Below are 25527 nucleotides of genomic sequence, written 5' to 3'. Positions count from 1 at the left end.
GAGGGCTGATTAAAGTTTCACTTTATCATTTTGCCCCTCGTAAGGAATAAAAAGAGAAGGGTTAATGCACATAGGTAGCATTTGATTTGGAAGAAAGTATATAGCCTTGTATTTTGTGCTTCAAAGTTACATGGCCTTCTCTTTGAGAAAGCCATGTATGGTAATCTTGTTGTGTTTTCCATAACAGACGAATCATATATTCTGCCTTATCATTTGTACGATGAACATGTGAAAACTCTATGTTAATACAACCGTTCGTTCCAGGGGAAGGATAATATTGTTTAAGCCCATAAAGTAGCTCATTTTCATATTCGTACTTAATGTGAATGAGTTTAGTAACTATAAACATATAAACACCTCTTTTACGATAATAGTAGGAAAGATAGAATTACTGTAATAGTAAACTTAAATAATATTATACTATTCAGAAAATTCTAAGTAAATAATATATTTTAACTTAATAGAGGTATAAAAAAGCGAGTCATTCTATTACACTAGATGACTCGCTTTCAATTTGTAAGTTTTACTTTATAAGAAAATAAGAGTAAGTACACCTACGATAATACAATAGAAAGAGAAATATTTTAAATTTCCTTTTGCCATAATGTTCATAAACCATTTTAGTGAAATATACGTCATGATAAATGTTGCGATGAATGCAACGACATATGGTACGAATAATGTGTCTAGATTTGGATCATTTGCAATGTCTGTAATGCTTAACAATAAGCCACCTAAGCTAACAGGAATGTATAGTAAGAATGAGAAGCGAAGTGCTGTTTCTTGCTTCATACCAAGTAACATTGCTGCTACGATTGTGGCACCAGATCGGCTTATTCCGGGAATCAGTGCGCAAGCTTGTGCTAATCCGACGATGATTGCATCTTTCATAGAAAGGTCGCCATCATTTTTACGACCGCGTAAATTTCTAATAATCCAAAGGCCGACAGCAGTAATAAGAAGGGAAATCCCAACCATCTTCACACCTTTTAAGTACTGATCGATGTAATCTTTAAATAAAACACCAATAACACCTGCTGGAATGGTTGCAATAACAAGATAAATAATAAAGAAGAAATCTGATTTTGCGTCTTCTGCTCTTGTAAATATATAAGAGAGACCATTCTTCGTTAGACGAATTAAATCATTTCTATAAATAAGTAATACAGCTAATAATGAAGCTGAATTAACAAGTAGTTCGAAGCTAAACCCTTCTATTTTTAGTCCTAGCAAATGTTGTGCTAAAACGAGATGACCACTTGAAGAAATCGGAATTGGTTCTGTTAGTCCTTGGAACAGACCGAGAATTAAATATTTTAAAACGTAGTAAAATTGTTCCATAATAACCTCCTTGTTTATTAGTTGAAAGAAACAACTTTTCCATTATAACAAAGATATGGATGAATATTGAAAAGAAATAAATATTCGAAATAAAATAAAAATCCCTTATAGCAGTATAAGGGATTTTTATTTTTAATTAAGAAGTTACTGTTTCTTGAAGACTTTTAGACAATTGAACATCGACTTTTTCAGCATCATGAATATGATTCATAATAGTAGTATTTAATTTTTGGAACATTTGTTGCGTGTTAGCGAATTCTCGTAATATGTCATCATTACAAGACTTTTGGTTTTCGATAGCCTTAATAACATTTGTAGCACCATTTTGTAACGTTTGAATCATAACTAAAATATTTTCAATTCTAGCATTTGTATCGGCGCTCATTTCTACACCTTCATCAACTAAATGTAAATTATCTTTTGTGTTATCATATGCTTTTTCAATTTCTTCTTGAATTTTTTTCGTTAAGTTGCCGATGTTTTTTGTACTTTCTGCTGTACTTTCCGCTAGTTTTCTTACTTCATTGGCAACGACAGCGAATCCCTTACCATGCTCTCCAGCACGCGCGGCTTCAATACTCGCATTTAAAGCAAGTAAATTTGTTTGTGCTGCAATGTTTTGAATGACTTCTACAATTTGCTCGATTTCCTTTGAGCGTTCGCTTAGATGATTCATACTATTAGACGTGCGTTGAGATTGTTCACCTAATTTATTAATTACAATAAGTAAGCGGTGAACGGATTCTTTTCCTTCATTAGAGCAGTCAATAATTTCTGCAATAGACTGAATTAAGCTTTGTTCCTTTTGTAACATTTCATTATTTAACTCATTGGAATGTGTCGTACGTGTTGAAACATTTTCGAAACATGAACTTAATTGTTGAACTAAGCTTTGAAGTGTATTGTGTTGGTTATTTACAAGTTGATGCTCTTGGACAACGCTTTGTACACGATCGTGGATAGTAGAAATAGTCTCTTGCTTTTCAATATCTTTTTGTTTTAATTCTAATTCTAATTCTTGTATACGCTCTTCTAATTGAGCAATTGTATGTTGGAGTGATTTTTTTTGAGTAAACATGTATTTATTTCAACCGCCTTCGAAAGTTATATTTTCTCTATATTTGGATTTTAGCATCTTTTGTATTTTTTAAATATAGGAATTGTTAAATATTTAAGAATCTATTACATTTTATTCATAATTCTCTTTTTTTCGTCACGAAAAATAAACTGTATTTAATCGTTTTGTAAACAAACTGTAAAATAAATCATGTATAACTGTATAAGAAGGGAGTCGGATTATGAACTATTTTAAGCGAATCAGCTGTCTAGTATTAGCAGGAATTATCGGTCTTTCTAGTACAGTCGCTGTTAAAGCAGAGTCAAACGACGAGAAACTTAACAACATGCAACAGCAATTGCAACAAAACGATGCAGAAATGCAAAAGAAAGAGCAAGAAAAGCAAGCTGTTAGTAAAGAAATTAAAGGTATCGAAAACGAACTACATAATTTAAATAATACAATTGCAAAAAATAAAGAGGATCAAGCTGCTATTCAACGTAAAATTGATGAAACACATAAGCAGATTGAGCAAAAAAAGCAAGAAATTGTCGTTTTGGAGGATAAAGTCCTTGCTCGTAAAGATATTATGAGAAAACGTATGGTTTCTGTTCAAAACAGTTCAAATACAAGTTTAGTAGTAGAAGTTGTAGTAGAGTCAAAAAACTTTGCAGACTTCTTACAACGTATGAACGCAGTTTCTACTATTCTAGAAGCTGATAAAGAAATTTTACGTCTACAAGAACAAGATCTTCGTCAAATTGAAGAAGATAAGAAAACAATTGACGAAAAAGAAGCATCTTTAGTAATAGACAAACAAAAATTAGCAAAAGCGCAAGCTGAACTGCAAGATAACTTGAAAAAACGTCAAGATAACTTACAAACAGTTCAAGCTAAATATAATGAAGTTGCAAGTCAACTTAATTTAGCAGCGGAAGAGAAAGCTAAAATTGAATCAAATATGAAGACAGTACAAGAAACGATTGCTCGTGAGCAAGAAGCAGCAAGAATCGCAGCGGAAGAGCGTGCAAAAGCAGAAGCGGCTGCAAAAGCAGAGCAAGAAGCTTTAGCGAAAGCACAAGCAGAAATTGCTGAAAAGCAAAAGCAGGAAAAAGCTAGTAAACCAGCTGAACCTGTAGCAAAAAATACAGAAACAGAGTCTAAGCCTGATACGAAACCAACTCAAGGTGGAAAAGAATTTTACGTAACAGCAACCGCTTATACAGCTGACCCATCTGAAAACGGCTATAAACCGGGTGAAACTGTAAAATCTAAGTTAGGACATAATTTAACTGCAAATCCAAACATGAAATTAATTGCTGTAGATCCATCTGTTATCCCATTAGGTTCTACTGTATATGTAGAAGGATATGGAACAGCAATTGCTGGAGATACTGGTAGTGCAATAAAAGGGCATATCATTGATCTATTAATGCCAAATTCAGCTCAAGCTAATGACTGGGGTAGAAGAACAGTTAAAGTTAAAATTTTAAACTAACAAGTAATCCAACTTTACAATACGTAGAGTTGGATTTTTTTATAATAATAATGTTAAGTTGAGTTTACATTTTGTTAAGGATAGCATACAATAATGGTGAGAGGTGGTAAATTTGACCATTTTAAACAGAGTAAAAGAATTAAGAGCTCGTTTTAACTTTACGCAAAGTGTATTAGCAGAAAAGGTTGGAGTAACGAGACAAACAATTGCTGCAATTGAAAAAGGGGATTACGTTCCTTCGTTGTTATTAGCACTTACGATTTGTGATGTGTTTCAGTTAAAGATGGAAGACGTGTTTGTTTTAAATAAGGAGGGGGAAGAGGATGAATAGAATTGTTTTTTCTTATATCATAAACGTGCTTTATACTGCTTTAGCATGCTGGACATTTGTTGAATTTTATAGTGTCATTACAGAGTTAGCAGATATAATTAAAAACGAGAAATTCCCATTTGAAGTATGGTTTAATGGAGTACCATTCATTTTATTATTTATTGGAGCAATTATAGTTACAATTTTTTATAGAATTCAAAAGAAAAAATATAAGAATTTATCTTTTTGGATGTATCCATTATTATTTCCGCTAGAAGATGAACGTGAAAAAGCGATTACGGATAAAGCTTGTCGAACAACATTTGTATCGTTATGGTTTGTGTTACCTTGTGCAGTTGGATTTTTAACTTTTTCGCCTATTATTAATGAATATCTTCCTGGATACCCATTATATATTCTATTTTCTATTTTCTTTATTCAAATGACAGTATTTCACGTATCACTATACAGAAATAAATTAGCTTAAAAAGAAACCTTCTTGCATCGGCAAGAAGGTTTCTTTTCAAGCTAATACTTGTACATATAGCGATATTATTTTATCATTTTATATAGAGTAAGATTTTGTAAGGGAAAGGAACTGTGTATGAATAAGCAAAGAATTTATAGTATAGTAGCAATTCTGCTATTTGTTGTAGGTGGCGTGTTAATTGGAAAGCCATTTTATGATGGATATCAGGCTGAAAAGAAACAGACTGAAAATGTGCAGGCTGTTCAAAAGATGGATTATGAAAAGCATGAGACGGAATTTGTAGATGCTTCCAAAATTAATCAACCAGACTTGGCGGAAGTAGCGAATGCATCATTAGATAAGAAACAAGTAATTGGTCGTATTTCGATTCCAAGTGTTTCAGTAGAACTGCCTGTTTTAAAAGCTTCTACTGAAAAAAACTTATTATCAGGTGCAGCGACAGTAAAAGAGAATCAAGTTATGGGAAAAGGAAATTACGCATTAGCAGGACATAACATGTCTAAAAAAGGTGTTTTATTTAGTGATATAGCTTCTTTGAAAAAAGGCGATAAAATTTATTTGTATGACAATGAAAATGAATATGAGTATGCGGTTACTGGTGTATCTGAAGTGACTCCTGATAAGTGGGAAGTTGTAGAGGATCATGGGAAAGATGAGATAACGCTTATTACATGTGTATCTGTAAAGGATAATTCTAAGCGTTATGTTGTTGCTGGTGATTTAGTAAGAACGAAGGCGAAGAAGTAAAAAAGAAGGTGAACTCTTTAAAGAGTTCACCTTCTTTTTTACTAATGTTGAGAAATAATAGAATATTTTGGTTTTGTATTTAAATATTATTCTATTTATGTATAATAAAGTTAGGATTCTATATTTTGGGAGGAACAAGAGTGAGACAACAGGTGAAGAAACTTCTTTTAACAACGAGTATAGCGTTATTGGTAGCTCCGATTTCAGCTTATGCACATCCAGGGCGTACAGATGCTAATGGCGGACATACGTGTCGTACAAATTGTGAGAAATGGGGATTACAGTACGGGGAATATCATTATCACAATAAACCAGCTTCTAGTAGTGGCGCAACGAGCCCAGCTCCTAGCCAGAATAATAATAGTGCTGTAGAAGCTGAGAGACAAGCAGAAGCACAGCGCAATACCGAGGCGGAAAAACAACGTGCTGCAGAAGTGCAACGCAACGCTGAGGCGGAAAAACAACGTAATGCAGAAGCACAGCGTAAAGCTGAAGAAGAGAGACAACGTGTAGCCGAGGAACAAAGAAAAGCTGAAGAGGCACGTAAGCAAGAGGAAGCGCAGCGCCAAGCTGATATGGAAAAAGGTCAACTTGAAGGTCAAAAGAATGGAGAAACTGATTTTAAAGCAGGAAAAAATGATGCAGAAGTGCATGTAGCTGGAAAATCTGATGCATATAAACAAGCGTTTAAAGCGACTTATGCAGCCGTATGGTCTTTAGAAGAGCAGAAGAAAACGCATTTTGAAAAAGGAAAAGAACAAGGTTTAGCACAAGAGACGATGGACGATAGTCAAGTTGCTCCAGAGTTTAAGGTAAACTTTGCAGACGGATTCAAAGTAGGGAATAAAGAAAGAACAGAAAAAATTGAAAAAGAGCAAGCTGAGTTAGGGGAAAAGACAGGGAAAGAACTAGCTGAAAAGAATCCTGGAAATAGAGAGAAAGAAGTATACGTGAAGGCATATGAAACAGCGTATGAAAAAGGCTATAAGTCTACAAAAAAGGTAGTAGAAAAGGCTGGCTATAAGTATGCATTTGAAAACTATGATTTAAAAGTTCCTGCTAAGTATGAAAGAAATGAATTGTTAAAGAAATGGTTTACTGAAGGATTTAAATCGAATAAAAAAGCAGCGGAAATTCGAGAAGAAGGGTATAAAAAGGGAGACAGCTGGTTCTCATTCTTCTATAAGAGTTTCGTACCAAGTGAATATAAAGAACATAAAGAGCTGTACGAACAAGCAATTGAAAAAGGTAAAACAGCATAAAAAAAGATGAGGAGAAATTCCTCATCTTTTTTAATCCATCCATTTCACTAATTTCTTAGAAATTAATAATAAAACACAACCTAGTACAATTGCCACAGCGCCAATAACTGTGAATACTTCAGCGTATCCAAGTGAAGTTGTGAAGCTTGCAAGTTGTCCGCCTAAAATGTTGGCGATACCTGAACTTGCTAGCCATACACCCATTAGTAAAGATGCTAATTTTACCGGAGCAAGCGCACTAACCATTGATAGTCCGACAGGTGATAAGAATAGCTCACCTAACGTATGGAAAAGATACGTAAAGACGATAAACAGTAAGTTTGCTTTTTCTGTAATGTTATGTTCATCACTACCTGTTTTTAATGTAGCGATAACGAGAATGATATAACCAATACCGAGCAAAATCATACCAAGTCCCATTTTAGTTGGGATTTTTAAATCACCCTGCTTGCGAGTTGCAAGTTTTGCCCATAATGCAGAAATGACTGGAGCAAGTAAAATAATAAATAATGGATTGACCGATTGGAACCAAGATGTTGGAACTTCCCATCCGAACACAGAGCGGTCTACAAATTTGTTTGTATATAATGTTAATGAGCTACCAGCTTGTTCAAAGCCAGCCCAGAAGAAGACAACGAAGCATGTTAAAATGACGATAACTGCGGTACGTTGTTTTTCTTTTTTTGTTAATGGTGTATCTCCTACTGATGGTTGTCCAGCAGCTGTTTGTAAATCGCGAGTTGGTTTTTTACCGATATTACCAAGGAAGCGATTTGATAGTGTTGTAAATAAAATTTGTCCAATGATCATTCCGATTGAAGCGGCTAAGAAACCGTAACGGAATCCGTAATGTACAACGCCATCAACTGTTGTTTTGAATAAATTTTCTGATAAAAATCCGCAAACGAGTGGAGCTAAAAATGAACCGACGTTAATACCCATATAGAAAATGGTAAATGCACTATCACGTTTTGGATCGTTCTCTTCGTATAATTCTCCAACCAGTGTAGAGATGTTCGGTTTGAAGAATCCGTTACCGATAATAATAAGCGCTAATCCGAGGTATAGGCCTAATTGGTTTTGCAAGGCAAATAGTGTAAGGTTACCGATTGCCATTGTTATACCACCAATTGTGATTGCTTTTCGTCTACCTAGAAAACGGTCTGTTAAGTATCCACCAATCATTGGTGTGAAATAACAGGCTCCAGTATAAAATCCGTAAATAGAGAGTGCCCATGCGGGACTAAACCCAAGACCACCGCTTACTAAAGCTGTCGTTAAATATAATGTTAATAATCCTCGTAATCCATAGTAACTAAATCTTTCCCACATTTCTGTAAAGAAGAGTAAGTATAAACCTGGAGGATGTTTCTTTTTTCTTTGTTGTTCTCTTTCTAGTTGTATCGCTGATTCCATGTTATTTTCCTCCTGACACAAACAAAAACAAAGTTAATAATTTTGTACATTTAATATTTTACTTTATTAACTATTATAAGTCAATAAAGGTTGATTTTTCAGAAGAAATTGGAAAAGAGGAATAGCTATAGAATGGGTGTTTCTTTTGTGATAGACTATGGACTATGTTTTCTTTGTAAGGAAGCGGGTTATTGTACTTTTTTATATGTGAAATTGATTTCATAAAAGATGAAATTAAAGAAGGAGAAAGAAATGAAATTGTTACAGAAAAAAGAAATTTTACTTATTAGCCTTATGTTATTCTCTATGTTCTTTGGAGCAGGGAATCTGATATTTCCACCTTTCCTTGGGTATGAAGCAGGAGAACATGTTTGGATTTCATTAGTAGGGTTTATTATATCAGCAACAGGTCTTCCTATATTAGGTGTTATCTCTATTGCAAAAGCAGGAAGTTTTCAAACGTTAGCGGGTAGGGTTCATTCTTCATTTGCAATTATTTTTCCATGTATCGTGTATGTATTTATTGGACCTGGGCTTGGTATACCCCGTGCGGGAAGTTTAGCTTTTGAAATGGGGCCAGGTCAGTTATTCCCTGAAGCAGGAAACGGATTATTATTGTTTTACACAGTTATTTTCTTTAGTATTGTTTACTGGTTAAGTTTATCCCCATCTAAATTAATGGGGTTGTTTGGAAAAGTCTTGACGCCGTTATTATTATGTATGATTGCACTCATTTTTATAAAGAGTATGTTTACAACAGTAGGAGATATGAAAGAACCAATAGGGAACTATGGCCAAGCTCCTATGTTTCAAGGGTTTTTAGATGGATATTTAACAATGGATGCGTTAGCTGCTTTAATCTTTGGAATTGTTATTGCAAATGCATTACGTGCAAAGGGTATTGAAGATGATAAAGGTTTAGCGAAATATATGAGTATTGCTGGAATTGGGGCAGGACTATTATTATCTATTATTTATGTCATCCTTGGATATGTGGGGGCAATTAGTGGCTCATTAGGAACATTTGATAACGGTGCGAAAGTGTTAGCACAAGTTATGATTACATTATTTGGACAGGGCGGAGTCGTTTTATTAGGTCTTATTTTTACTATCGCGTGTTTATGTGTTTCAATTGGACTTGTTACGTCTTGTAGTCAATTTTTTGCGAGTGCATTTCCGAAAGTATCTTATAAATTGTGGGCATTTATAGTAAGCGTTGTTAGTATGATTTTAGCTAATTTAGGGTTAACGCAAATTTTAAAAGTATCAGTACCAATTCTTGGATTTATTTATCCAATTGCGTTAACGCTTATTATTCTAGGGTTATTCCATCAGTATATTGGAAAGTATGCATACGTATATGCAGTAACTGTTTTGGTTGTAGCGATATTTAGTGCAATTGACATTTTAAATAAAAATGTAATGATGAATCAGTGGACGTCAGCATTAAAATACATCCCGTTTTATACAGAAGGTGTTGGGTGGATTGTTCCAGCTATTGTAGGCATGTGTCTTGGTTTTATCGTTAGCATTTTTCTAAATAAGAATAAATGAGTAAAAAGGTGTTTTCCTATTTTGGGAAGACACCTTTCTTTTTTTGGAAAAATACTATTGAAAATGAATAGACTAAGAGTATGATAAAGATAATTGGTAATATATAGGTTCAATGAGAGTTACGAATAAGGGGGGAGCGTATGAAGAAGGATTTGGATAAGAAAATAGAAGCACTCGAAACGGCAATTGAAACAATTCAAGAAGCACTTGCTGAATTAAAAGTAAAGCAGAGGGAAATAGAAGTAGAAAACGCTCAGCAACATGTTAGTAAGAACAAGAAAGAATATATTGAAACGGTAATGGAGGAAAAGCCAAAAGAAGAAATAGTTAAGATAAAAGAGCCTTTGCAAGAACCTGAGTTAAAACAAGTAGATATATCGGCTTTTAAACCAGAGCCATTTAATATTATTAAGTTTTGTCAGACGTGGTTACCGCGTGTATTTGTCGGTATTATGTTGCTTGGAGTGATCTGGTTATTTAAAGCAGGGGTAGATGCTGGTTTATTAACACCAGCGATACGAATTGTGTTTGGTATCGCATTATCTATCGGGTTGTATTATATAGGAGATATTCAAATTAAAAGAGAGCGGCAAGCGTTAGGATTAGTATTAGCTGGAGGAAGTATTACCGGGATTGTTCTAACGACGTTTGCAGCACATTATTTATATGGATTTATTCCGGCAAGTGTCGCGTTTCTCTGTAATATTGCATGGGTTATTTTAGGGATTTATTTAGCGAAAAGATATCAATCGGAATATCTCACTATTTTCGTAGCGGTCGGTGCGTTCTTCGTACCATTCTTGTTAAATAGTACGACTCCTAATCCTTATATTTTCTTTGGATATGAGACAGTATTAACACTTAGTTTATTATGGTATGCGTTGAAAAATCGTTATAAATACTTATATATGATTTCTTACGCTGTTGCTGCCATTGTCCTTTTCGTTTTCTTTGCTGTTATGTCAATGTTAGTAGAGAACTTGCAAATACAGTTAACGATTGTATATGGTTTGATTCATTTACTATTATTTTGGCATATGTTTACGGAGAGAAGTTTTATACTAGAACCACGTTTGGCGATATTTAGTGCGAATGCAGTGTTCTTTATACTAGCTATTTCAAAAATACCTGATTTTACAACATGGGGATTAATTATTAGTGCACTCGTGCATGCCGCTATGTTCGTATGTGAATATAGGAAAAATAGACATTCTACATTTACAAATCTCTTATTTGGTTTCGCAATGGGAGCATTTAGTTTAGCAATTTTATATGAGTATAGTTTAGTGAATGCAGCGATTGTACTATTGTTACAAGGTTTCCTCGGCATGGTCACTTCTATTAAAGTAAAACAACAGATAAAATTGTATGTTAGTGCGACGGTTTACGCAATTGGAATGATACAGACTATTTTTAGCCCGTTTGATCAATTTATTTCGGCAGGCTTTGTTGCTCATCTTATTTTAATAGGAACGTTCTATTATTGCATGAGAGAAGCGAAAGAAGTATTAGCGAGCTTCGGCAAATATATGTATTCTATAGTGCTCTATTGGTTTATGATAATTGTATTTATTACAATTACGAGAATCGGTGAAGTTTTATCTGCAGATGGAAGCGTAATTAGTGTATCAGTATCGTTATTATGGATGGTATATGCATTATTTGCGGTTTGGTTTGGAAGAAATAGAAATATGAATGAAATATTATATGCTGGTTTAGTCGTTTTAGTCGTAACAGTAGGGAAGTTATTCTTACTTGACTTACCAGAGGTATCGATGATGATTAGGGCAGTGTTATTCCTAATCGTCGGTAGTATAGGTATCGTTATTTCAAGAATGTTTTTCTCGAAGGAAGAGAAGTGAGAAGAAGGCAATCCATGTATGGATTGCCTTTTTTATTATTTCTTATTAATCGTTACAGTTTCATTATATTTCGTTGTTGTATTTTGGCGTAGACGAAGCGTTGCTTGTCCAGTTGTATTTGAATCAATCTGTACATTTACAACTTTCTCAGCAGAGCCTAAGCTGTTTGTTGTGAAAGAAAATGCACTACTATATCCGAAAGTAGATGGCCAAGTGCCGTTTGCATTTTGTACTTTAGCCACTTGTGTTCCACCAGTAGTGAAGATACCTAAAGAATAGTTGTTATACGTTGTATTAGGTAGTAAGTTATTTACTTGAATCTTCATTTGGAAAATTTCATTGTTTGGTAGAATGCTAGGGTGTGTAACGACGTAGTCGCTTGTTGTTACCGCACCGTTATAACCGTATGAACCTGGTTTAAAAGTATTTGTATTAAACCATTGATAACCTGCATTTGGTGCACTCCAAGGTTCAGGTTGTGGTTCTGTTGATAAGCTTGGCTGTTCAAATGTTTGTAGAGCTGTAGGTGAATCAAGTTGTAAACCATTTACTTGATCTAAACTTGTAAATGTCTCTTTATTTGATAACCAATTTACGATGTTTTCTAATAAAATCGCATCGTTTTCTTCTTTATAACCATCGTAAGTTTTCTTTGTTTGGCCAGAATCTTCACGAACGTATTTTGGCGTAGCATCTTCAACAGGAGAAGAGTCACCAATAAAGGCAGCTTTTCCAAGTCCTACTTTTGCGATAGCAGCATATGGGCCTTCTGCAATACCACCGCCATTATAAACGCCACTATCAACAGCGTTATTCCATTTTGATGGATTTTCTGGAAGGTAAACAAGTCCTTTTGCTAGTTTTGGGTTTGTAATTGCTAGAGTAGAACCAGCATGCATTGCTACAGACGAAACACCTTTTGTAATTCCGAAAGATTGTTCAGGCGATACAATTGTTTTCGCTGAAACATCACCAAGTGCATTGTAGCGGAAGCGAATACCGAAGTTGTCAGAGAGCCAATCAGAGCTTTCTACTCCTTGCATAGCTTGTGAATTAGCTTCTTCATTAGACATTCCTTTTGCTGGATTATCCCAAGCACCGCGTCTATATCCATTAAATACTTCAGAAGAGTCCCAGCGATTTTTATTACGATCTGCATTGTAATGATCAGCAATAAAGAAGATACTACCACCATTTTTTACATATTGTAACATAGCGTCCTGCTCAGATTTTTTGTAAGGAATATTAGCTTCTGGAACGATAAATACATTGTAATCTTTTAAGTCTTCGTACGTAATAGGTGTTGATTTACGAAGTTCCTTTACGTGATATCCGTTTTTTGCAATGCCGTTTCCGAAGTCAGAAAAGCCGCCGTCAATAACCCAGTCAGCTGTCCCAGCAGTTTGACCGTGTGTATTATCGAATAATACTTTCTTCCCATTGTTTTGATTTACAACTTTTGCAGCAATTTCAGGAGCTGGGTCTACAGAGCTTTCGGCATAAGTAGACGGTATGAACGAGGTCCCTATACTTAGTGTAATTGCTGTTGCTAAAGAAAATGTAATCCATTTTTTATTCTTCATAGAAGAATCCCCCTAATAATAAATATATGTGCTTTAATAATGTAATTTATTTTTCTGTAAAAATAAAGACGGAAAACATAAAAAATATTAAAAAATTGTAAAAATACCGTGAAATTTGTTGAGAAATATTTATATAGATATAAAAACATCCCTTCCAAGTAATAAGGAAGGGATGTTTTGCTTAACTAATTTTTGAGTTAGGTGTTTCATCAATCTTATGAAACCCTTTCATGTAATATACGATTGCTAAGCCGATAAGCCAAATTGGGCCGACAATCAATGCAATTCGTGTATCTTCTGAATACGCCATTATACCTAATACTAATACAAGGAAAACGAGTGAGAAATATGAGCTTAATGGGTATAAAGGCATTTTATACGATAACTTTTGTTTATTTTGAGTAGGCAAGCTTTTACGGAATTTAATTTGAGCGACTAATATAATTCCCCAAGTCCAAATTGCACCGAAAGTTGAAATGCTAGTAAGCCATGTAAATACCTTTGCAGGTACGAGATAGTTTAATATAACACCAATTAGTAAAACGATAGCAGTTGCTACAATTCCTTGGCTTGGAATGCCATTTTTATTTAAACGACCAAATCTTTCAGGAGCTTTTTTCTGCTGAGCTAATGTATATAGCATACGGCCTGTACTAAATAAACCACCGTTACAAGAAGAAAGAGCTGCTGTTAATACGACAAAGTTAATAATACCTGCTGCTTTTGCGATACCAATTTGTTGGAATGTTAATACGAATGGACTGCCTTTCTCACCAAGTTCGTTCCATGGATAAATTGCCATCATAACGAATAATGCCCCAACGTAAAAGAGTAGAATTCTCCAAAATACGTTATCGATTGCCTTTGCGAGTGTTTTCTTCGGATTTTGAGCCTCACCAGCTGTAACACCGATTAATTCAACGCCTAAATAAGCGAATAGTACCATCTGCATGGAGAGTAGTAACCCAGAAAATCCATTTGGGAACCAGCCACCATGTGACCAAAGATTTGAAATACCAGTAGCGATACCACCGTTTCCGAATCCGAATAAAATAATACCAGCTCCGACTACTATCATACAGATAATTGTGACAATTTTAATGAGAGCAAACCAAAACTCAAGTTCTCCAAATACTTTTACCGATAAGAAGTTAAAAGCGCTCATTAATAATAGAGCAAGTAATGCCCAAGTCCAGCGCGGGATATCTGGGAACCAGTACTGCATGTAAATACCAGCTGCTGTAATTTCAGCCATACAAGTAACAACCCATAAGAACCAGTAATTCCAACCAGTAATATAACCAGCGAGTGGTCCAATATAATCATATGCATATTTACTAAAAGAACCAGCAACAGGTTGTTCAATTGCCATTTCCCCAAGCGCTCGCATAATGAAAAAAATAACGAGACCGGCAATCATATAGCCTAGCAAAATAGAAGGACCTGCTAGTTTAATGGCGGAAGCGGATCCTAAAAATAGCCCAACGCCAATAGCTGAGCCCAGTGACATTAAAGTAATATGTCGTTCTTTTAAACCACGATTTAAAGTTCCAGATTTGTTTGTGTGCTGCATAAGAAGAATCCCCCTTGTAGAGTGAACGATATTTGAATGCGTTTACTAAATATTTAACTATTTCAAATTATAAAACATTTCTATCTGTTATGCTACAAAAATAATCATAATGAACTGTACTACATCTGTACTTGTCAGACTTAAACTTAAAATTCTAACTATTAGGGAATATATTGACTCTTCTTTTTATTGATTGTTAAGATTAAGTATTATATTTTCTCACATACTAGTAAGAAAAAGAATGTGTGATAATAATTCAGGTGTAGGAAGGGTACATAAGCATGTTTCAATTACAAAAATATAATACTTCTGTGAAGCAAGAGTTTTTAGCTGGCATCACAACTTTTTTTACATTTGCGTATATTCTTGTCATCAATCCAAAAATATTATCTGATGCAGGTGTACCATTTGACCAAGCGTTTACAGCAACAATTATTGCAACCGTTGTTGGAACAGTAGGTATGGCGATTTTCGCGAATTACCCGATTGTTATTGCTCCAGCTATGGGAATGAATGCATATTTTGCTTATTCTGTTGTACAGAAGACAGAAGGGATTACATATGTAGTTGCCTTTTCAGCTGTATTTGTAACGGGGATTATTTTTCTTTTATTATCTTTTACTTCGTTTAGGCAAAAGTTAATTTTAGCAATTCCTGATAGTTTAAAGCATGCAATTGCAGGTGGAATTGGACTATTTATTGCTTTTATTGGATTGCGCCTTTCTGGAATTATCGTGGATCATCCGTCTAATTTAGTTACGATTGGTGATTTTCATTCTCCAGCTGTTATTTTAACTTTAATTGGTTTAATATTAGCGGCGGTATTAATGACATTGCGTGTGAGCGGTGCATTATTTATTAGTATGATTGTGACAGGAATTATTGCCTTCTTTACAGGGCAATTGAAGTTTGCTGATAAAATTGTGGCGATGCCTCATTTACCAGAGGGTATCATCGTTTCAAACCCAATCAATGCCTTTTCAGATGTAATTGAATACGGATTATACGGCGTTGTATTTTCATTTTTACTTGTACTTTTATTCGATACAACAGGTGCATTACTTGGTTTAATTAAACAAGCAGGTTTAATTACAGACAATACAGAGAAGCGTTTTGGTAAAGCGTTTATTGCAGATGCAATTGGCGGGACTACAGGTTCTATCTTTGGAACAAGCCCAACAGCAGCGACGATTGAATCGTCAGCAGGTATTGCTGCAGGTGGTAAAACTGGATTAACAGGGATTGTAGTTGTTGGTCTAACAATTATAACGGCATTTTTTAGTCCTGTTATTGCTTCTTTATCAAGTGTAGCCGCTATTACAGCTCCTTCATTAATTATAGTAGGTAGTTTAATGGCACAAAGCATTCGAGATATTAATTGGAATGAATTTGAAGATGCGTTACCAGCATTTTTAATTTTTATAGGTATTCCGTTAACATCTAGTATTGCGAATGGAATTGCAATTGGATTTTTAGTGTATCCAGTCTTGAAAATTGTGAAAGGGAAAGGGATGGAAGTGCATCCGTTACTATACTTATTTACAATTTTATTTGGATGTCATTTATTCTTATAATATAGGAGAGGGGGCTTCTTATGAGGGGCTCCTTTTTTGTGTATAATAAAGTGAAACTTAAATTAGTAATGTAAAATATAAATTACTTATTGGAATATATATTATAATAAGGGTGGAGGAGAAAGAAACAGTAAACAAAAACATAGACAAAAGTAGGCATATATAGTGAAAAGTAATTATGAAACAATATAAACCGAAAGAATTTTCAGAAATGCTTAATGTCTCTGTTAAGACATTGCAAAGGTGGGACAATCAAGTTGTTTTACCTGCTTATCGAAACCCAAAAGGAAGAAGATATTATACAGAAGAACAGTATAAGAAATATATGGGTATTCAAGAAGAACTTGTTCAGGATTTAATATCTATCATTCATGTATTTAGCTGTAGAATATATGGGTTGAGAAAATACAAAAAGAAAATGTCGGAGGATGAAGACTTATAAAAAGAGCATATTTAATAGAAATCAAACCGACAACTGAACAAATTAGTAAAATCCGTCAAACTATTGGGGTGTGTCGATATGTATATAACCTGTATATCTCTAAAAATAAAGAGGTATATGAGTCGGAGGGGAAATTTCTTAGTGGTTATGACTTTTCCAAATGGTTAAACAACATTCATACAAAAGAGTGTGACCAGTGGATTAAAGAAGTGTCGAGCAAAGCGGTAAAACAAGCGATTATGAATGGAGATAAAGCTTTTAAGCGGTTTTTTAAAGGTTTATCTAAGTTTCCACGATATAAAAAAAAGAAGAAGCAAGATGTGAAGTGCTACTTTCCGAAAAACAACAAAACAGATTGGACAGTAGAAAGACATAGAGTAAAAGTCCCTACAATTGGTTGGATAAGGTTAAAAGAGTATGGATATATTTCAAAAAATACAACTGTAAAAAGTGGTACAGTATATCAAAGAGCAGGAAGATACTATGTGTCTATACTCTGTGAAGTGAAAGAGGTAAAACCAAATGCAACTCTCAATACAGTAGGTCTAGGAATTGATTTGGGAATTAAAGACTTCGCTGTACGTAGCGATGGAAAAACTCACAAAAATATAAATAAAACAGTACAAGTAAAAAAGATAGAAAAACGGTTAAAACGTGAACAACGCTCTTTATCACGCAAATTTGAAAATATAAGAAAGAGAGGTGAACAACCTGTTACTAATAAAAGAGCGAATATAAACAAAAATATTCTTAGGGTGCAACAACTACATGCTAGGCTAGCAAATATTCGATTAGCGTATGTAAAGTCTATTGTAAATGATGTGGTGAAAACCAAGCCAACGTTTATTGTAGTAGAAGATTTGAATGTGAAAGGTATGATGAAGAACAAACATCTATCTAAAGCTGTAGCGCAACAATGTTTTTATGCTTTTAAAACATGGTTATTAACGAAATGTAGGGAATATGGAATTGAACTACGGCAAGTGGACAGATTCTATCCATCTTCTAAAATGTGTTCATGTTGCGGTCAAAAAAAGTCGGATTTAAAGCTGTCTGACCGAGTATATACATGTGAATGTGGCAATGTAATAGAATAGAGATTTAAATGCGTCAATCAACCTTTTACAAGCAAAAAAATATACAATACTAACGTAAATAGATTGTATATATGTACGGTGGGCTACATCGGAATTTACGCCTGTGAAGTGTCACAGCAAACTGTAGTAGCAAGTGATTAGCGAGGCAGGGCACGTAGAAGCAGGAATACTCTAAGAATATACATTTGTCTATATTTTTAGTAGCAGGAACATGAATGGCTGTAAGTAAAATAAAAGTCGCGCGTGTTCAATTAGATTTAACACAGCAACAATTAGCAGAAAAAGTAGGCGTTACAAGGCAAACGATTAGTTTAATTGAGAAGGGGAAATACAATCCATCTTTAGATTTATGTTTAAAAATTTGTTATGCAGTAGATAAAACGTTGAATGATTTGTTTTGGGAGGAAAAGGAGTGGTAGGATGAAAATCGTGAAAGATGAACGTTTAATGATTGAAGGGTTAAAACATATTAGATTAGCTTTCATCTTACAAAATATCGTCATACTAGCTATCGTCTTTTACCGCTATGTCTTGCAAGGGGCAGGATATGAAAGTGTTTCGGATTTATTAATGGTATTTATGGGCGGGATAATAATTATTAACTTTTTAAATCTGAAAAATTCAGTGGAAGTGTATGAGCATACGGGCGGAGTGTCGCGTCGTTATTTTATGAAGCTATTATTCATTCCGGTGGGTATTATTATTGGGATTTTAGCTATTTGTATCGTTGTAACACCAGATATTTCGATAAAGGAAATTAGTATGACAGGACTTATTATGTTTGCTTGTTTTTTAGTTCCAAGTTTGTTTATATACATATATATGAAAAAATAAGAAGAGAAGATTGAAATATAAGAAAGGCTTTCCCATATTGAGGAAAGCTTTTCTCATATTCTTTTATATAGTACTTTATGAAGGCCAATCGGTTCAATTTCAAAGATTTCACCATATTCCTGAAAGCCTAAGTGTTTGTAATAGTCAGCTACAGTAATTCGGCCATTACACCATAATATATTTGCTTGGCGTTCTTGCAAGATTTGTTCCGCCTTCTGAATTAAGGAGCTTCCAGCACGGTTGTTTCGAAATGCAGGTAATGTTGCCATTCCTCGTAGACGATAATGAATACCCGTTGGTAAGTCGGGATATATTTCTTTTGAGAAGGAAGCGATACTAATTAGTTCATCGTTTATAAATGCGCCTAAGTGGAAGGTGTCTGTTTCATAATCGGAAGGGTATTTACAATCTGCTAATGTTTGATTGGGGCGTAAAATTTTTTGACGTAATACGTAAGTTTCAGATCCCTCAATATTTTTCAAGGTAATCATATTAACATCCTTTCTTATAACGCTTTTTCTGTTAATTGTATAAAGAAATAGGCAGGTGCGGCGAGAAGTCCGAGTATGCTAGCAGTTCCGAGAAGGAGTGAAAGTAGGAGGCAAGAATATTTTATTCCATTCGATTTTTTCCATCCGTAACTACAAATCTCAATACTAACACCGATGAGAATAATGGCAACGAGTATTTCGGCTAATAATAAGAGAGCTAAAGTTATAATAGACATAGTGTAATCCATCCCCATAATATGTGATAGTAACATTTTACCATATGAAATGGAAAAAATGCCCCTCAATTATGTGAGGGGCATTTTTTTATTCTAATATGTTTTTTAGTGTATCGATATGTTCTTTTGAGCCTGTTACAAGTAATGTATCACCGTGTTGTAGTCTTGTATCCCCATGTGGGATTAATGCTTTATTTCCACGATAAATTTGAATGACTAGTACATCACCTAAAAACGGAAGGCGACGAAGTGCAACGCCGTTATATTTATTGCTCCGTAGTTCAACTTCACGGACTGTTTCGTTTGCTGTTGTAATTAAGCGAACGAGACTAGGTTTATCAATAAGCGCACGTAATAAAATACGTGTAGAGTTAATTGTTGAGAATACAGCGATATGTTCTTGCGTTGCTTTTTCTTGTAGAAGTGGATCTTCTACACTTGCAATAACATGTTCAACACCTAGCTCTTTTGCATGTTCTGCCAATAATAAGTTTTGTTCATCATCACTTGTTGCAACAACGACGCGATCTGCATCAAATGCTGTTTGTTCAGTTAATGATGCGATTGTGATGTCATCCAATTTCACGATAGGGAAGTCGTGCGATTTCGCTTCTTCATCATTTATTTTGTTTTGACGCATCATATATAGCGTTACGTCATAATCTTCTCGTTTTAAATCTAGTGATAACGGAAGGGTAATTCTGCTCGCGCCAATAATAGCTACTTTTGGTTTTGGTGTTTCTACTTTTGGGAACATTTTTTTAAACAATATAGGTGCAAAAATACAAGTAATAACTGCGCTTAAAATAAGAGAGGCAGATAAACTTGGACTGATGATCTCCAGTTTTTCACCAATTTGTGCAGCCGCAATAACTAAAGAAAGTGTCGATGTTAATAAAATTGCACTTCCAAGTACGATATTACGTGGATACCATTTTCTTAAGACGAGTGATGGTAAGAGTTTTGAAATAAAGAGTCCTACAATTAAGATTGGGATCATTAGCATGCTAGAAGGTTCTTTGAAAATAGACCACACCTCTAGATTTACACCAACCATTACGAAGAAAATAGGGATGAAGAAACCGTAGCCGATAGAATCAAGTTTTTCCACCATATCTTCATTTGGTGATAATAACGATACGAGTACACCTGCTAAGAAGGCCCCTAAAATATTTTCTGCTCCAACAGATTCCGATAACCCAACTAAGATTAAAATGAGTGCAAAAACAGCTCGTGTATCAATTTGTACACTACCAGCTTTTAAACTATCTAAGTATGGAATGTTTTTAAAGCGTTTTGCTATAAAGTAAATGACAATACCGGCACCGAATAGAATAAGTAAGAGCCACATACTTTGGCCGCTTTCGGAATTTAATCCGACGAAAACAGCGAGTAAAATCATTGTAACTAAGTCTGCAATAACAGCAACTAATAAAATGATTTGTCCGATTGCAGTTTTTCCTAGGTTATTCTCTTTTAATGTTGGTACAACAACACCTAAAGAAATAGTTGAAATAATTAAAGTCATGAACATTGCATTATCTACGAATCCTAGCCATACGAATAGTAATGATAGGGCATAAGATAAGATGAAAATAAATAAGAAGATAATGCTTGCTGCCTGAAATGTATTTGGTTCGTTTGTCGTATTTTTTTTCCCTTTTTGTTTAAAGATAGAAAAATCAATTTCTAAACCGCTTAAGAACATGAGGAAGATAAATCCTAATGTTGATAAAACTTGAAGCCATATATCTGGCTCAATAATATTAAACCCACTTTTACCTACAAAGATTCCTGCAATAATTTCTGCAACGACCACAGGAAGTGCTTTTAATTTAAAGCGTTGTAACAAAAGGGGAACGAAAAACGCGATTGCAACGACAACCATAAGTGATAGAACAGAAGTATGATGTTCCATTGCGTTCTCTCCCTTCAAATAAATATAGTACCTATTTAGCCATATAATAGGTAGAAAAGCAACGCATATGGATTCGATTTCATAAAGAAAGACTTTTCTTAACATTTGTCATAATAAGTATATTTTTCATGATTATGCTGTTAATTCCGTAATGTGGATGTAATAGAGGGGATAAAAAAAGACTGCTGAGGAATCTCAGCAGTCTTTTTCATGTACATTACATTGAGAAGAAGATCCATACAGTTAAACCAACTGTTGCAGTTGCAACGAAGAAACTGTATATCATTGTAAGAATTTGAACTCTTCCTTCTCCTTCTTTTAAATGCATGAACATAATTAATTGTAACAATGCTTGCGCAACAGCCATTATGATAATAGTTGTTAAGACTGTTGAAAGTGGCAATGTTGTGTAAAGTGCCACGTATAACGCTAGAAACGTTAATGCAAGCGATAAAATAAATCCGAAAACGTGTGACCAAGGGAATCCGCTATGCGCATGTCCGTTTGCTTGATTGTTGTTTTGAGCCATTTACGCCACCATCCCGTTCAAGTAAACTAGTGTGTAAATAAAGACCCAAACAAGATCAAGGAAATGCCAGTATAAGCTGATAATGAATACTTTACGAGCTGTAACTGGTGTTAAACCTCGTTTTAAAATTTGGATAATAACACAAATTGCCCAAATGATACCGCCTGTTACGTGGGCTCCATGCGTTCCAAGAAGAACGAAGAATCCAGATAAGAAAGCACTTGTTTGAATTGTTGCGCCTTCACCAATGTACATAATGAACTCTTCGATCTCGAAGAATAGGAAACCTGCACCTAAAAGTAATGTAAGGACGAACCATCCAAGCATCGCTTTTTGGTTATGCTTACGCATTTCATGAATTACGATACCGCATGTAAAACTACTTGTTAAAAGTAGTAATGTTTGAATTAAAAGCGTTTTAAGTTCAAACAATTGCGCTGGTGTTGGGCCATCTGCCGTACGACCAGCAAGGACTAGATAAGAGGCGAAAAGTGTTGCGAACAGCATAATTTCAGCCCCGAGAAAAATCCAGAATCCTAGGATATTCAATCTGCTTTGTTCGGATTGATATTCCAAAGGTAAGCTTTTATCTAAAGCCGCCATGTCATTTCACCCCTCATGCTATATGTTCTGTTTTTTTAATTTCATCAACACTGATATAGTAGCCTTCATCATAATCGAATGAACGATAGATTAAGCAAGCTAAAATACCAATACCACCGATTGCTGCAAGCCAGAACCAGCTAAATACTAATGCGAAACCTGCAAGACCGAAGAATCCAGACGCAATAATAGGCACACCAGAGTTACTTGGCATGTGAATTGGTTTAATATCTTCTGCTGCTGGTGTAACTGTTTCTCCGCGTTTTTTCATGTACCAGAAAGCATCAGCTTCTTTAATTTCAGGAAGCTTCGCGAAGTTGTAATGTTGTACAGGAGAGTGAGTTGCCCATTCAAGTGTACGACCATCCCATGGATCTCCAGTTGTGTCACGTTCACCGTGACGTGCACTCCAAATTACGTTGTAGCAAAGAAGTAGGAAGCCGATACCCATCATTACCGCACCAACAGATGCGATTTGGTTTAGCCATCCCCATCCAAGACTTTCAGAGTAAGTGTACATACGACGAGTCATACCGTCTAAACCTAAGAAGTACATTGGGAAGAAACAGATGTTGAATCCGCTCATAAAGATCCAGAATGTCCATTTACCTAGGCGTTCATTTAACATATGACCAGTCATTTTTGGATACCAGAATGTGAATCCAGCAAGCATAGCGAATACTGTACCTGCGATTAATACGTAGTGGAAGTGAGCGATTAGGAAGTAGCTGTTATGGTATTGATAATCAGCTGCTGCCATTCCAAGCATAACCCCTGTAACCCCACCGACTACGAAGTTTGGAATAAATGCCAATGACCAAAGCATTGGAACTGTAAAACGAATACGTCCTTTATACAGTGTAAACAACCAGTTAAAGATCTTAACCCCGGTTGGAATCGAAATCGCCATTGTCGAAATCGAGAAGAATGAGTTAACCGCTGGACCTGCACCCATCGTGAAGAAGTGGTGAAGCCATACGACGAAACTTAGTAAAGAAATTGCAACCATTGAGTATACCATTGCACTGTAACCGAATAGACGTTTACGTGAGAATGTACTAATGATTTCAGAGAAAATACCGAATGCCGGTAAAATAACGATATATACTTCAGGGTGACCCCATACCCAGAACAGGTTGGCCCATAACATTGGCATACCGCCGCTCGCCATCGTAAAGAAGTGAGCATCGAATAGACGGTCAAATGTCATTAATGCAAGAGCAACTGTTAATACTGGGAAAGCGAAAATAATGATAATTGTTGTAATTAAGATTGACCAAGTAAACATTGGCATTCTCATTAAAGTCATACCAGGTGTACGCATTTTTAAGATAGTAACAAGGAAGTTAATACCGGTCATTAGCGTACCGAGACCTGAAATCTGTAATGCAATTGCGTAGTAGTTATTTCCTACGCCCGAAGTAAACTCTGTACCTGCCATTGGGAAGTAAGAAGTCCACCCGGCGTCTGGAGAACCACCGATTACGAAAGCGATGTTGAATAACATTGCTCCGACAAAGAATAACCAGAAACTTAAAGCATTTAAGAACGGATATGCAACGTCACGAGCACCAATTTGTAATGGTACTACAAGGTTCATTAATCCCATAACGAATGGCATTGCCATGAAAAGAATCATTACTGTACCATGTGTTGTAAAGATCCCGTTATAGTGTTCAGCGTTTAAATAAGTTGTTTCTGGGAATGTTAACTGTGCACGGATCATTAAACCATCCATACCACCACGGAATAACATGATAACCGCAGAAATAATATACATAGCTCCGATTTTTTTATGGTCAACAGTTGTTAACCATTCGTCCCAAAGCCATTTCCATTTTTTATACTTTGTTAGTACGAAAATGATTGCTAATGTCACAAGAACGATAGAAGCGTCTGCACCGTAAATAATCGGGTCACCTGTGACAAAGAATTCATCAAGCTTCACTGTGTTCACTCCAATCTGTTGGAATAATAGCTATTATTTTTTGTTTTTGTAGTAGTTGTAATCACAATATTCAAGTGATTTTGGATCTACATAACTTAAGTGGTGACTAGAGAATGTCATACGACCAACTACACCAGGTTTAACAATTTCGTTGTACTTAGCTTCTGTTAGTTTAGGAGCAGTTTCTTGTACTTCTTTAACCCACTTGTCATATTTCTCTTTAGTTTTTGCTTCAACTTCGAACTCCATGTGTGTGAATCCTTCACCAGAGAAGTTCGCACTACGGCCTAGGTAAGAACCTGGCTTATCAGCTTGTAAATAAAGATCCATAATCATGCCATCCATTGTGTACTTCATACCACCAAGTTCTGGTACCCAGAAAGCATTCATTGGGCCGACAGAAGTCAGTTTGAATTGAATTGGTACACCAGCTGGGATGTTTAAATAGTTAACGGTTTCAATTTTTTCCTCTGGGTAACTGAATAACCATTTCCAGTTTGCAGATGTAACATAAATTTCAACTGGTTTAATATGTTTGGACTCTTTCGGAACCTCTTCCGAAGCATAAGTTGCTTTTACTGTTGGAATCGATAATGCGATAACGATAATAACAGGAACAAGCGTCCAAATAATTTCTAGTAATGTGTTACCGTGTTGTTCAGGTGGCTCATAGTCCATATTCTCTGGTTTTTCACGATAACGAATCAAGATGACTGTAAACAGAATGAATACAATTGCGATAATTAATGACATAAGCAAGAATGACCAAACAATTAAATCATACTGTGCTTTTGCAACAGGTCCTTGCGGATTTAATACTGCGAGTTTTTTATCACAGCCACCGAGGAACAGAAGTAATGATAACGGAAGAAGCGAAGCCAACTTCCAAAACGCTTTCTTTAGTTGCACGATTGAAAATCTCCTTTCTCCTTGGATTGAAACTATGCCAATAAAACAATATAAACCTATTAATTTATAGAAGGCAATAGTTTTTGATATATTGTTAAAAAATAGACACAAATGCACACTTTTTAAGGTGAATATCATTTGTAACTTGATTACATTGTAAACTATTTTCCAGAGAAAAACGTGATTGTGAAAATTTTAAGATAAATAAAGTTATACCAGGATATCCAAGAAATAGAAAAAAGCTATCTTATCA

General features: G+C 35.1%; 23 protein-coding genes and 3 pseudogenes. 13 read left to right on the top strand and 13 right to left on the bottom strand.

The features are described from left to right. Positions 1 to 61: 61 nt before the first annotated feature. The 3 genes from ACTFR3_RS21960 to ACTFR3_RS21950 form a co-directional block, all read right to left on the bottom strand. Entirely contained in the window at positions 62 to 349 is a 288-nt protein-coding gene (locus ACTFR3_RS21960; RefSeq protein ID WP_000471238.1) for a hypothetical protein, read from the bottom strand. Positions 350 to 528: 179 nt separating this feature from the next. Next, positions 529 to 1341: an undecaprenyl-diphosphate phosphatase gene (locus ACTFR3_RS21955; RefSeq protein ID WP_000434794.1), complete on the bottom strand. Its 813-nt coding sequence runs from the start codon at positions 1339 to 1341 to the stop codon at positions 529 to 531. Between the two features lie 136 nt (positions 1342 to 1477). Beyond that, on the bottom strand, positions 1478 to 2155 hold the full coding sequence (locus ACTFR3_RS21950; RefSeq protein WP_000939456.1) for a methyl-accepting chemotaxis protein: 678 nt from the start codon (positions 2153 to 2155) through the stop codon (positions 1478 to 1480). A 484-nt stretch (positions 2156 to 2639) separates the two neighbouring features. Here ACTFR3_RS21950 and ACTFR3_RS21945 point away from each other — a divergent pair, with 484 nt between their 5' ends. The 5 genes from ACTFR3_RS21945 to ACTFR3_RS21925 all read left to right on the top strand — a co-directional run bounded on the left by ACTFR3_RS21945 (position 2640) and on the right by ACTFR3_RS21925 (position 6705). Then, positions 2640 to 3896, top strand: coding sequence for a 3D domain-containing protein (locus ACTFR3_RS21945; protein WP_069357974.1), 1257 nt, complete (start codon positions 2640 to 2642; stop codon positions 3894 to 3896). A gap of 112 nt (positions 3897 to 4008) precedes the next feature. Next, the gene (locus ACTFR3_RS21940) at positions 4009 to 4227 is read left to right on the top strand and encodes a helix-turn-helix transcriptional regulator (RefSeq protein ID WP_000154019.1); all 219 of its coding nucleotides are present in this window, start codon (positions 4009 to 4011) and stop codon (positions 4225 to 4227) included. Then, positions 4220 to 4693 carry a hypothetical protein gene (locus tag ACTFR3_RS21935; RefSeq protein WP_001080043.1) on the top strand — a complete coding sequence of 158 codons (474 nt, stop codon included), beginning with the start codon at positions 4220 to 4222 and terminating at the stop codon, positions 4691 to 4693. The genes ACTFR3_RS21940 and ACTFR3_RS21935 overlap by 8 nt, the downstream gene beginning before the upstream one ends. Positions 4694 to 4810: 117 nt before the next feature. Next, positions 4811 to 5443, top strand: coding sequence for a class A sortase (locus ACTFR3_RS21930; protein WP_001041726.1), 633 nt, complete (start codon positions 4811 to 4813; stop codon positions 5441 to 5443). 140 nt (positions 5444 to 5583) lie between these two features. Continuing rightward, the gene (locus ACTFR3_RS21925; RefSeq protein ID WP_001249819.1) at positions 5584 to 6705 is read left to right on the top strand and encodes a YHYH domain-containing protein; all 1122 of its coding nucleotides are present in this window, start codon (positions 5584 to 5586) and stop codon (positions 6703 to 6705) included. A gap of 30 nt (positions 6706 to 6735) precedes the next feature. Here ACTFR3_RS21925 and ACTFR3_RS21920 read toward each other — a convergent pair whose 3' ends face one another. Then, positions 6736 to 8121 (bottom strand): peptide MFS transporter, encoded by a 1386-nt coding sequence (locus tag ACTFR3_RS21920; RefSeq protein WP_000443143.1) that lies wholly within the window; start codon positions 8119 to 8121, stop codon positions 6736 to 6738. Between the two features lie 252 nt (positions 8122 to 8373). On the opposite strand from ACTFR3_RS21920, the gene brnQ1 reads away from it, so the two are divergent. Further along, on the top strand, positions 8374 to 9675 hold the full coding sequence (gene brnQ1, locus ACTFR3_RS21915) for a branched-chain amino acid transport system II carrier protein BrnQ1 (RefSeq protein ID WP_000771689.1): 1302 nt from the start codon (positions 8374 to 8376) through the stop codon (positions 9673 to 9675). Positions 9676 to 9815: 140 nt separating this feature from the next. Next, positions 9816 to 11537, top strand: coding sequence for a DUF2339 domain-containing protein (locus tag ACTFR3_RS21910; protein WP_000710919.1), 1722 nt, complete (start codon positions 9816 to 9818; stop codon positions 11535 to 11537). Positions 11538 to 11572: 35 nt separating this feature from the next. Here the strand turns inward: ACTFR3_RS21910 and ACTFR3_RS21905 are convergent, their stop codons facing one another. Together ACTFR3_RS21905 and ACTFR3_RS21900 are read right to left on the bottom strand one after the other, a co-directional pair. Beyond that, complete coding sequence (locus tag ACTFR3_RS21905) at positions 11573 to 13120, bottom strand: DNA-binding protein (RefSeq protein WP_000791509.1); 1548 nt, start codon at positions 13118 to 13120, stop codon at positions 11573 to 11575. A 181-nt stretch (positions 13121 to 13301) separates the two neighbouring features. Further along, positions 13302 to 14693: an amino acid permease gene (locus tag ACTFR3_RS21900; RefSeq protein WP_001164897.1), complete on the bottom strand. Its 1392-nt coding sequence runs from the start codon at positions 14691 to 14693 to the stop codon at positions 13302 to 13304. A 281-nt stretch (positions 14694 to 14974) separates the two neighbouring features. On the opposite strand from ACTFR3_RS21900, the gene ACTFR3_RS21895 reads away from it, so the two are divergent. The 6 genes and pseudogenes from ACTFR3_RS21895 to ACTFR3_RS21870 all read left to right on the top strand — a co-directional run bounded on the left by ACTFR3_RS21895 (position 14975) and on the right by ACTFR3_RS21870 (position 18640). Next, positions 14975 to 16267 carry an NCS2 family permease gene (locus ACTFR3_RS21895; protein WP_071740699.1) on the top strand — a complete coding sequence of 431 codons (1293 nt, stop codon included), beginning with the start codon at positions 14975 to 14977 and terminating at the stop codon, positions 16265 to 16267. A gap of 178 nt (positions 16268 to 16445) precedes the next feature. Beyond that, positions 16446 to 16574, top strand: a pseudogene (locus tag ACTFR3_RS21890) (MerR family transcriptional regulator); the annotation flags it as partial. Between the two features lie 27 nt (positions 16575 to 16601). After that, a pseudogene (locus ACTFR3_RS21885) lies at positions 16602 to 16709 on the top strand (IS607 family transposase); the annotation flags it as partial. Continuing rightward, positions 16706 to 17864: pseudogene (locus ACTFR3_RS21880) on the top strand (RNA-guided endonuclease InsQ/TnpB family protein). The pseudogenes ACTFR3_RS21885 and ACTFR3_RS21880, both read left to right, overlap by 4 nt. Positions 17865 to 18021: 157 nt before the next feature. After that, positions 18022 to 18225 carry a helix-turn-helix transcriptional regulator gene (locus ACTFR3_RS21875; RefSeq protein ID WP_000301183.1) on the top strand — a complete coding sequence of 68 codons (204 nt, stop codon included), beginning with the start codon at positions 18022 to 18024 and terminating at the stop codon, positions 18223 to 18225. A 1-nt stretch (position 18226) separates the two neighbouring features. Further along, positions 18227 to 18640 carry a hypothetical protein gene (locus tag ACTFR3_RS21870; protein WP_000706628.1) on the top strand — a complete coding sequence of 138 codons (414 nt, stop codon included), beginning with the start codon at positions 18227 to 18229 and terminating at the stop codon, positions 18638 to 18640. 53 nt (positions 18641 to 18693) lie between these two features. On the opposite strand, the gene ACTFR3_RS21865 is transcribed toward ACTFR3_RS21870, so the two are convergent. The 7 genes from ACTFR3_RS21865 to ACTFR3_RS21835 form a co-directional block, all read right to left on the bottom strand. Further along, positions 18694 to 19131 carry a GNAT family N-acetyltransferase gene (locus tag ACTFR3_RS21865; RefSeq protein ID WP_000631362.1) on the bottom strand — a complete coding sequence of 146 codons (438 nt, stop codon included), beginning with the start codon at positions 19129 to 19131 and terminating at the stop codon, positions 18694 to 18696. Positions 19132 to 19145: 14 nt separating this feature from the next. Then, a complete protein-coding gene (locus ACTFR3_RS21860; protein ID WP_142343394.1) occupies positions 19146 to 19403 on the bottom strand; it encodes a DUF4022 family protein in 258 nt (85 codons plus the stop codon). A 52-nt stretch (positions 19404 to 19455) separates the two neighbouring features. After that, entirely contained in the window at positions 19456 to 21285 is a 1830-nt protein-coding gene (locus tag ACTFR3_RS21855; RefSeq protein WP_000399960.1) for a monovalent cation:proton antiporter family protein, read from the bottom strand. A gap of 217 nt (positions 21286 to 21502) precedes the next feature. Beyond that, a complete protein-coding gene (qoxD, locus tag ACTFR3_RS21850) occupies positions 21503 to 21814 on the bottom strand; it encodes a cytochrome aa3 quinol oxidase subunit IV (protein WP_000068425.1) in 312 nt (103 codons plus the stop codon). Then, positions 21815 to 22417 carry a cytochrome aa3 quinol oxidase subunit III gene (gene qoxC / locus ACTFR3_RS21845; RefSeq protein WP_000729317.1) on the bottom strand — a complete coding sequence of 201 codons (603 nt, stop codon included), beginning with the start codon at positions 22415 to 22417 and terminating at the stop codon, positions 21815 to 21817. It abuts the gene before it with no gap. A 13-nt stretch (positions 22418 to 22430) separates the two neighbouring features. Beyond that, entirely contained in the window at positions 22431 to 24365 is a 1935-nt protein-coding gene (gene qoxB / locus ACTFR3_RS21840; protein WP_000762366.1) for a cytochrome aa3 quinol oxidase subunit I, read from the bottom strand. 33 nt (positions 24366 to 24398) lie between these two features. Then, a complete protein-coding gene (locus ACTFR3_RS21835) occupies positions 24399 to 25274 on the bottom strand; it encodes a cytochrome aa3 quinol oxidase subunit II (RefSeq protein ID WP_001176165.1) in 876 nt (291 codons plus the stop codon). Positions 25275 to 25527: the final 253 nt, after the last annotated feature.

It is taken from the genome of Bacillus cereus group sp. MYBK14-1 (assembly GCF_051916885.1).
GTDB lineage: Bacteria > Bacillota > Bacilli > Bacillales > Bacillaceae_G > Bacillus_A > Bacillus_A cereus.
This window is presented reverse-complemented; position numbering and strand designations above follow the sequence as displayed.

Excerpts from the sequence above, each read along its gene's own strand:
- ACTFR3_RS21905 (WP_000791509.1), bottom strand. The coding sequence starts at position 13,120 with ATGAAGAATAAAAAATGGATTACATTTTCTTTAGCAACAGCAATTACA.
- ACTFR3_RS21950 (WP_000939456.1), bottom strand. The coding sequence starts at position 2,155 with ATGTTACAAAAGGAACAAAGCTTAATTCAGTCTATTGCAGAAATTATT.
- ACTFR3_RS21860 (WP_142343394.1), bottom strand. The coding sequence starts at position 19,403 with ATGTTACTATCACATATTATGGGGATGGATTACACTATGTCTATTATA.
- ACTFR3_RS21930 (WP_001041726.1), top strand. The coding sequence starts at position 4,811 with ATGAATAAGCAAAGAATTTATAGTATAGTAGCAATTCTGCTATTTGTT.
- ACTFR3_RS21945 (WP_069357974.1), top strand. The coding sequence starts at position 2,640 with ATGAACTATTTTAAGCGAATCAGCTGTCTAGTATTAGCAGGAATTATC.
- ACTFR3_RS21960 (WP_000471238.1), bottom strand. The coding sequence starts at position 349 with ATGTTTATAGTTACTAAACTCATTCACATTAAGTACGAATATGAAAAT.
- ACTFR3_RS21875 (WP_000301183.1), top strand. The coding sequence starts at position 18,022 with ATGGCTGTAAGTAAAATAAAAGTCGCGCGTGTTCAATTAGATTTAACA.
- ACTFR3_RS21955 (WP_000434794.1), bottom strand. The coding sequence starts at position 1,341 with ATGGAACAATTTTACTACGTTTTAAAATATTTAATTCTCGGTCTGTTC.
- ACTFR3_RS21895 (WP_071740699.1), top strand. The coding sequence starts at position 14,975 with ATGTTTCAATTACAAAAATATAATACTTCTGTGAAGCAAGAGTTTTTA.
- ACTFR3_RS21865 (WP_000631362.1), bottom strand. The coding sequence starts at position 19,131 with ATGATTACCTTGAAAAATATTGAGGGATCTGAAACTTACGTATTACGT.
- ACTFR3_RS21870 (WP_000706628.1), top strand. The coding sequence starts at position 18,227 with ATGAAAATCGTGAAAGATGAACGTTTAATGATTGAAGGGTTAAAACAT.
- ACTFR3_RS21910 (WP_000710919.1), top strand. The coding sequence starts at position 9,816 with ATGAAGAAGGATTTGGATAAGAAAATAGAAGCACTCGAAACGGCAATT.
- qoxC (WP_000729317.1), bottom strand. The coding sequence starts at position 22,417 with ATGGCGGCTTTAGATAAAAGCTTACCTTTGGAATATCAATCCGAACAA.
- ACTFR3_RS21920 (WP_000443143.1), bottom strand. The coding sequence starts at position 8,121 with ATGGAATCAGCGATACAACTAGAAAGAGAACAACAAAGAAAAAAGAAA.
- ACTFR3_RS21935 (WP_001080043.1), top strand. The coding sequence starts at position 4,220 with ATGAATAGAATTGTTTTTTCTTATATCATAAACGTGCTTTATACTGCT.
- ACTFR3_RS21855 (WP_000399960.1), bottom strand. The coding sequence starts at position 21,285 with ATGGAACATCATACTTCTGTTCTATCACTTATGGTTGTCGTTGCAATC.
- qoxD (WP_000068425.1), bottom strand. The coding sequence starts at position 21,814 with ATGGCTCAAAACAACAATCAAGCAAACGGACATGCGCATAGCGGATTC.
- brnQ1 (WP_000771689.1), top strand. The coding sequence starts at position 8,374 with ATGAAATTGTTACAGAAAAAAGAAATTTTACTTATTAGCCTTATGTTA.
- ACTFR3_RS21900 (WP_001164897.1), bottom strand. The coding sequence starts at position 14,693 with ATGCAGCACACAAACAAATCTGGAACTTTAAATCGTGGTTTAAAAGAA.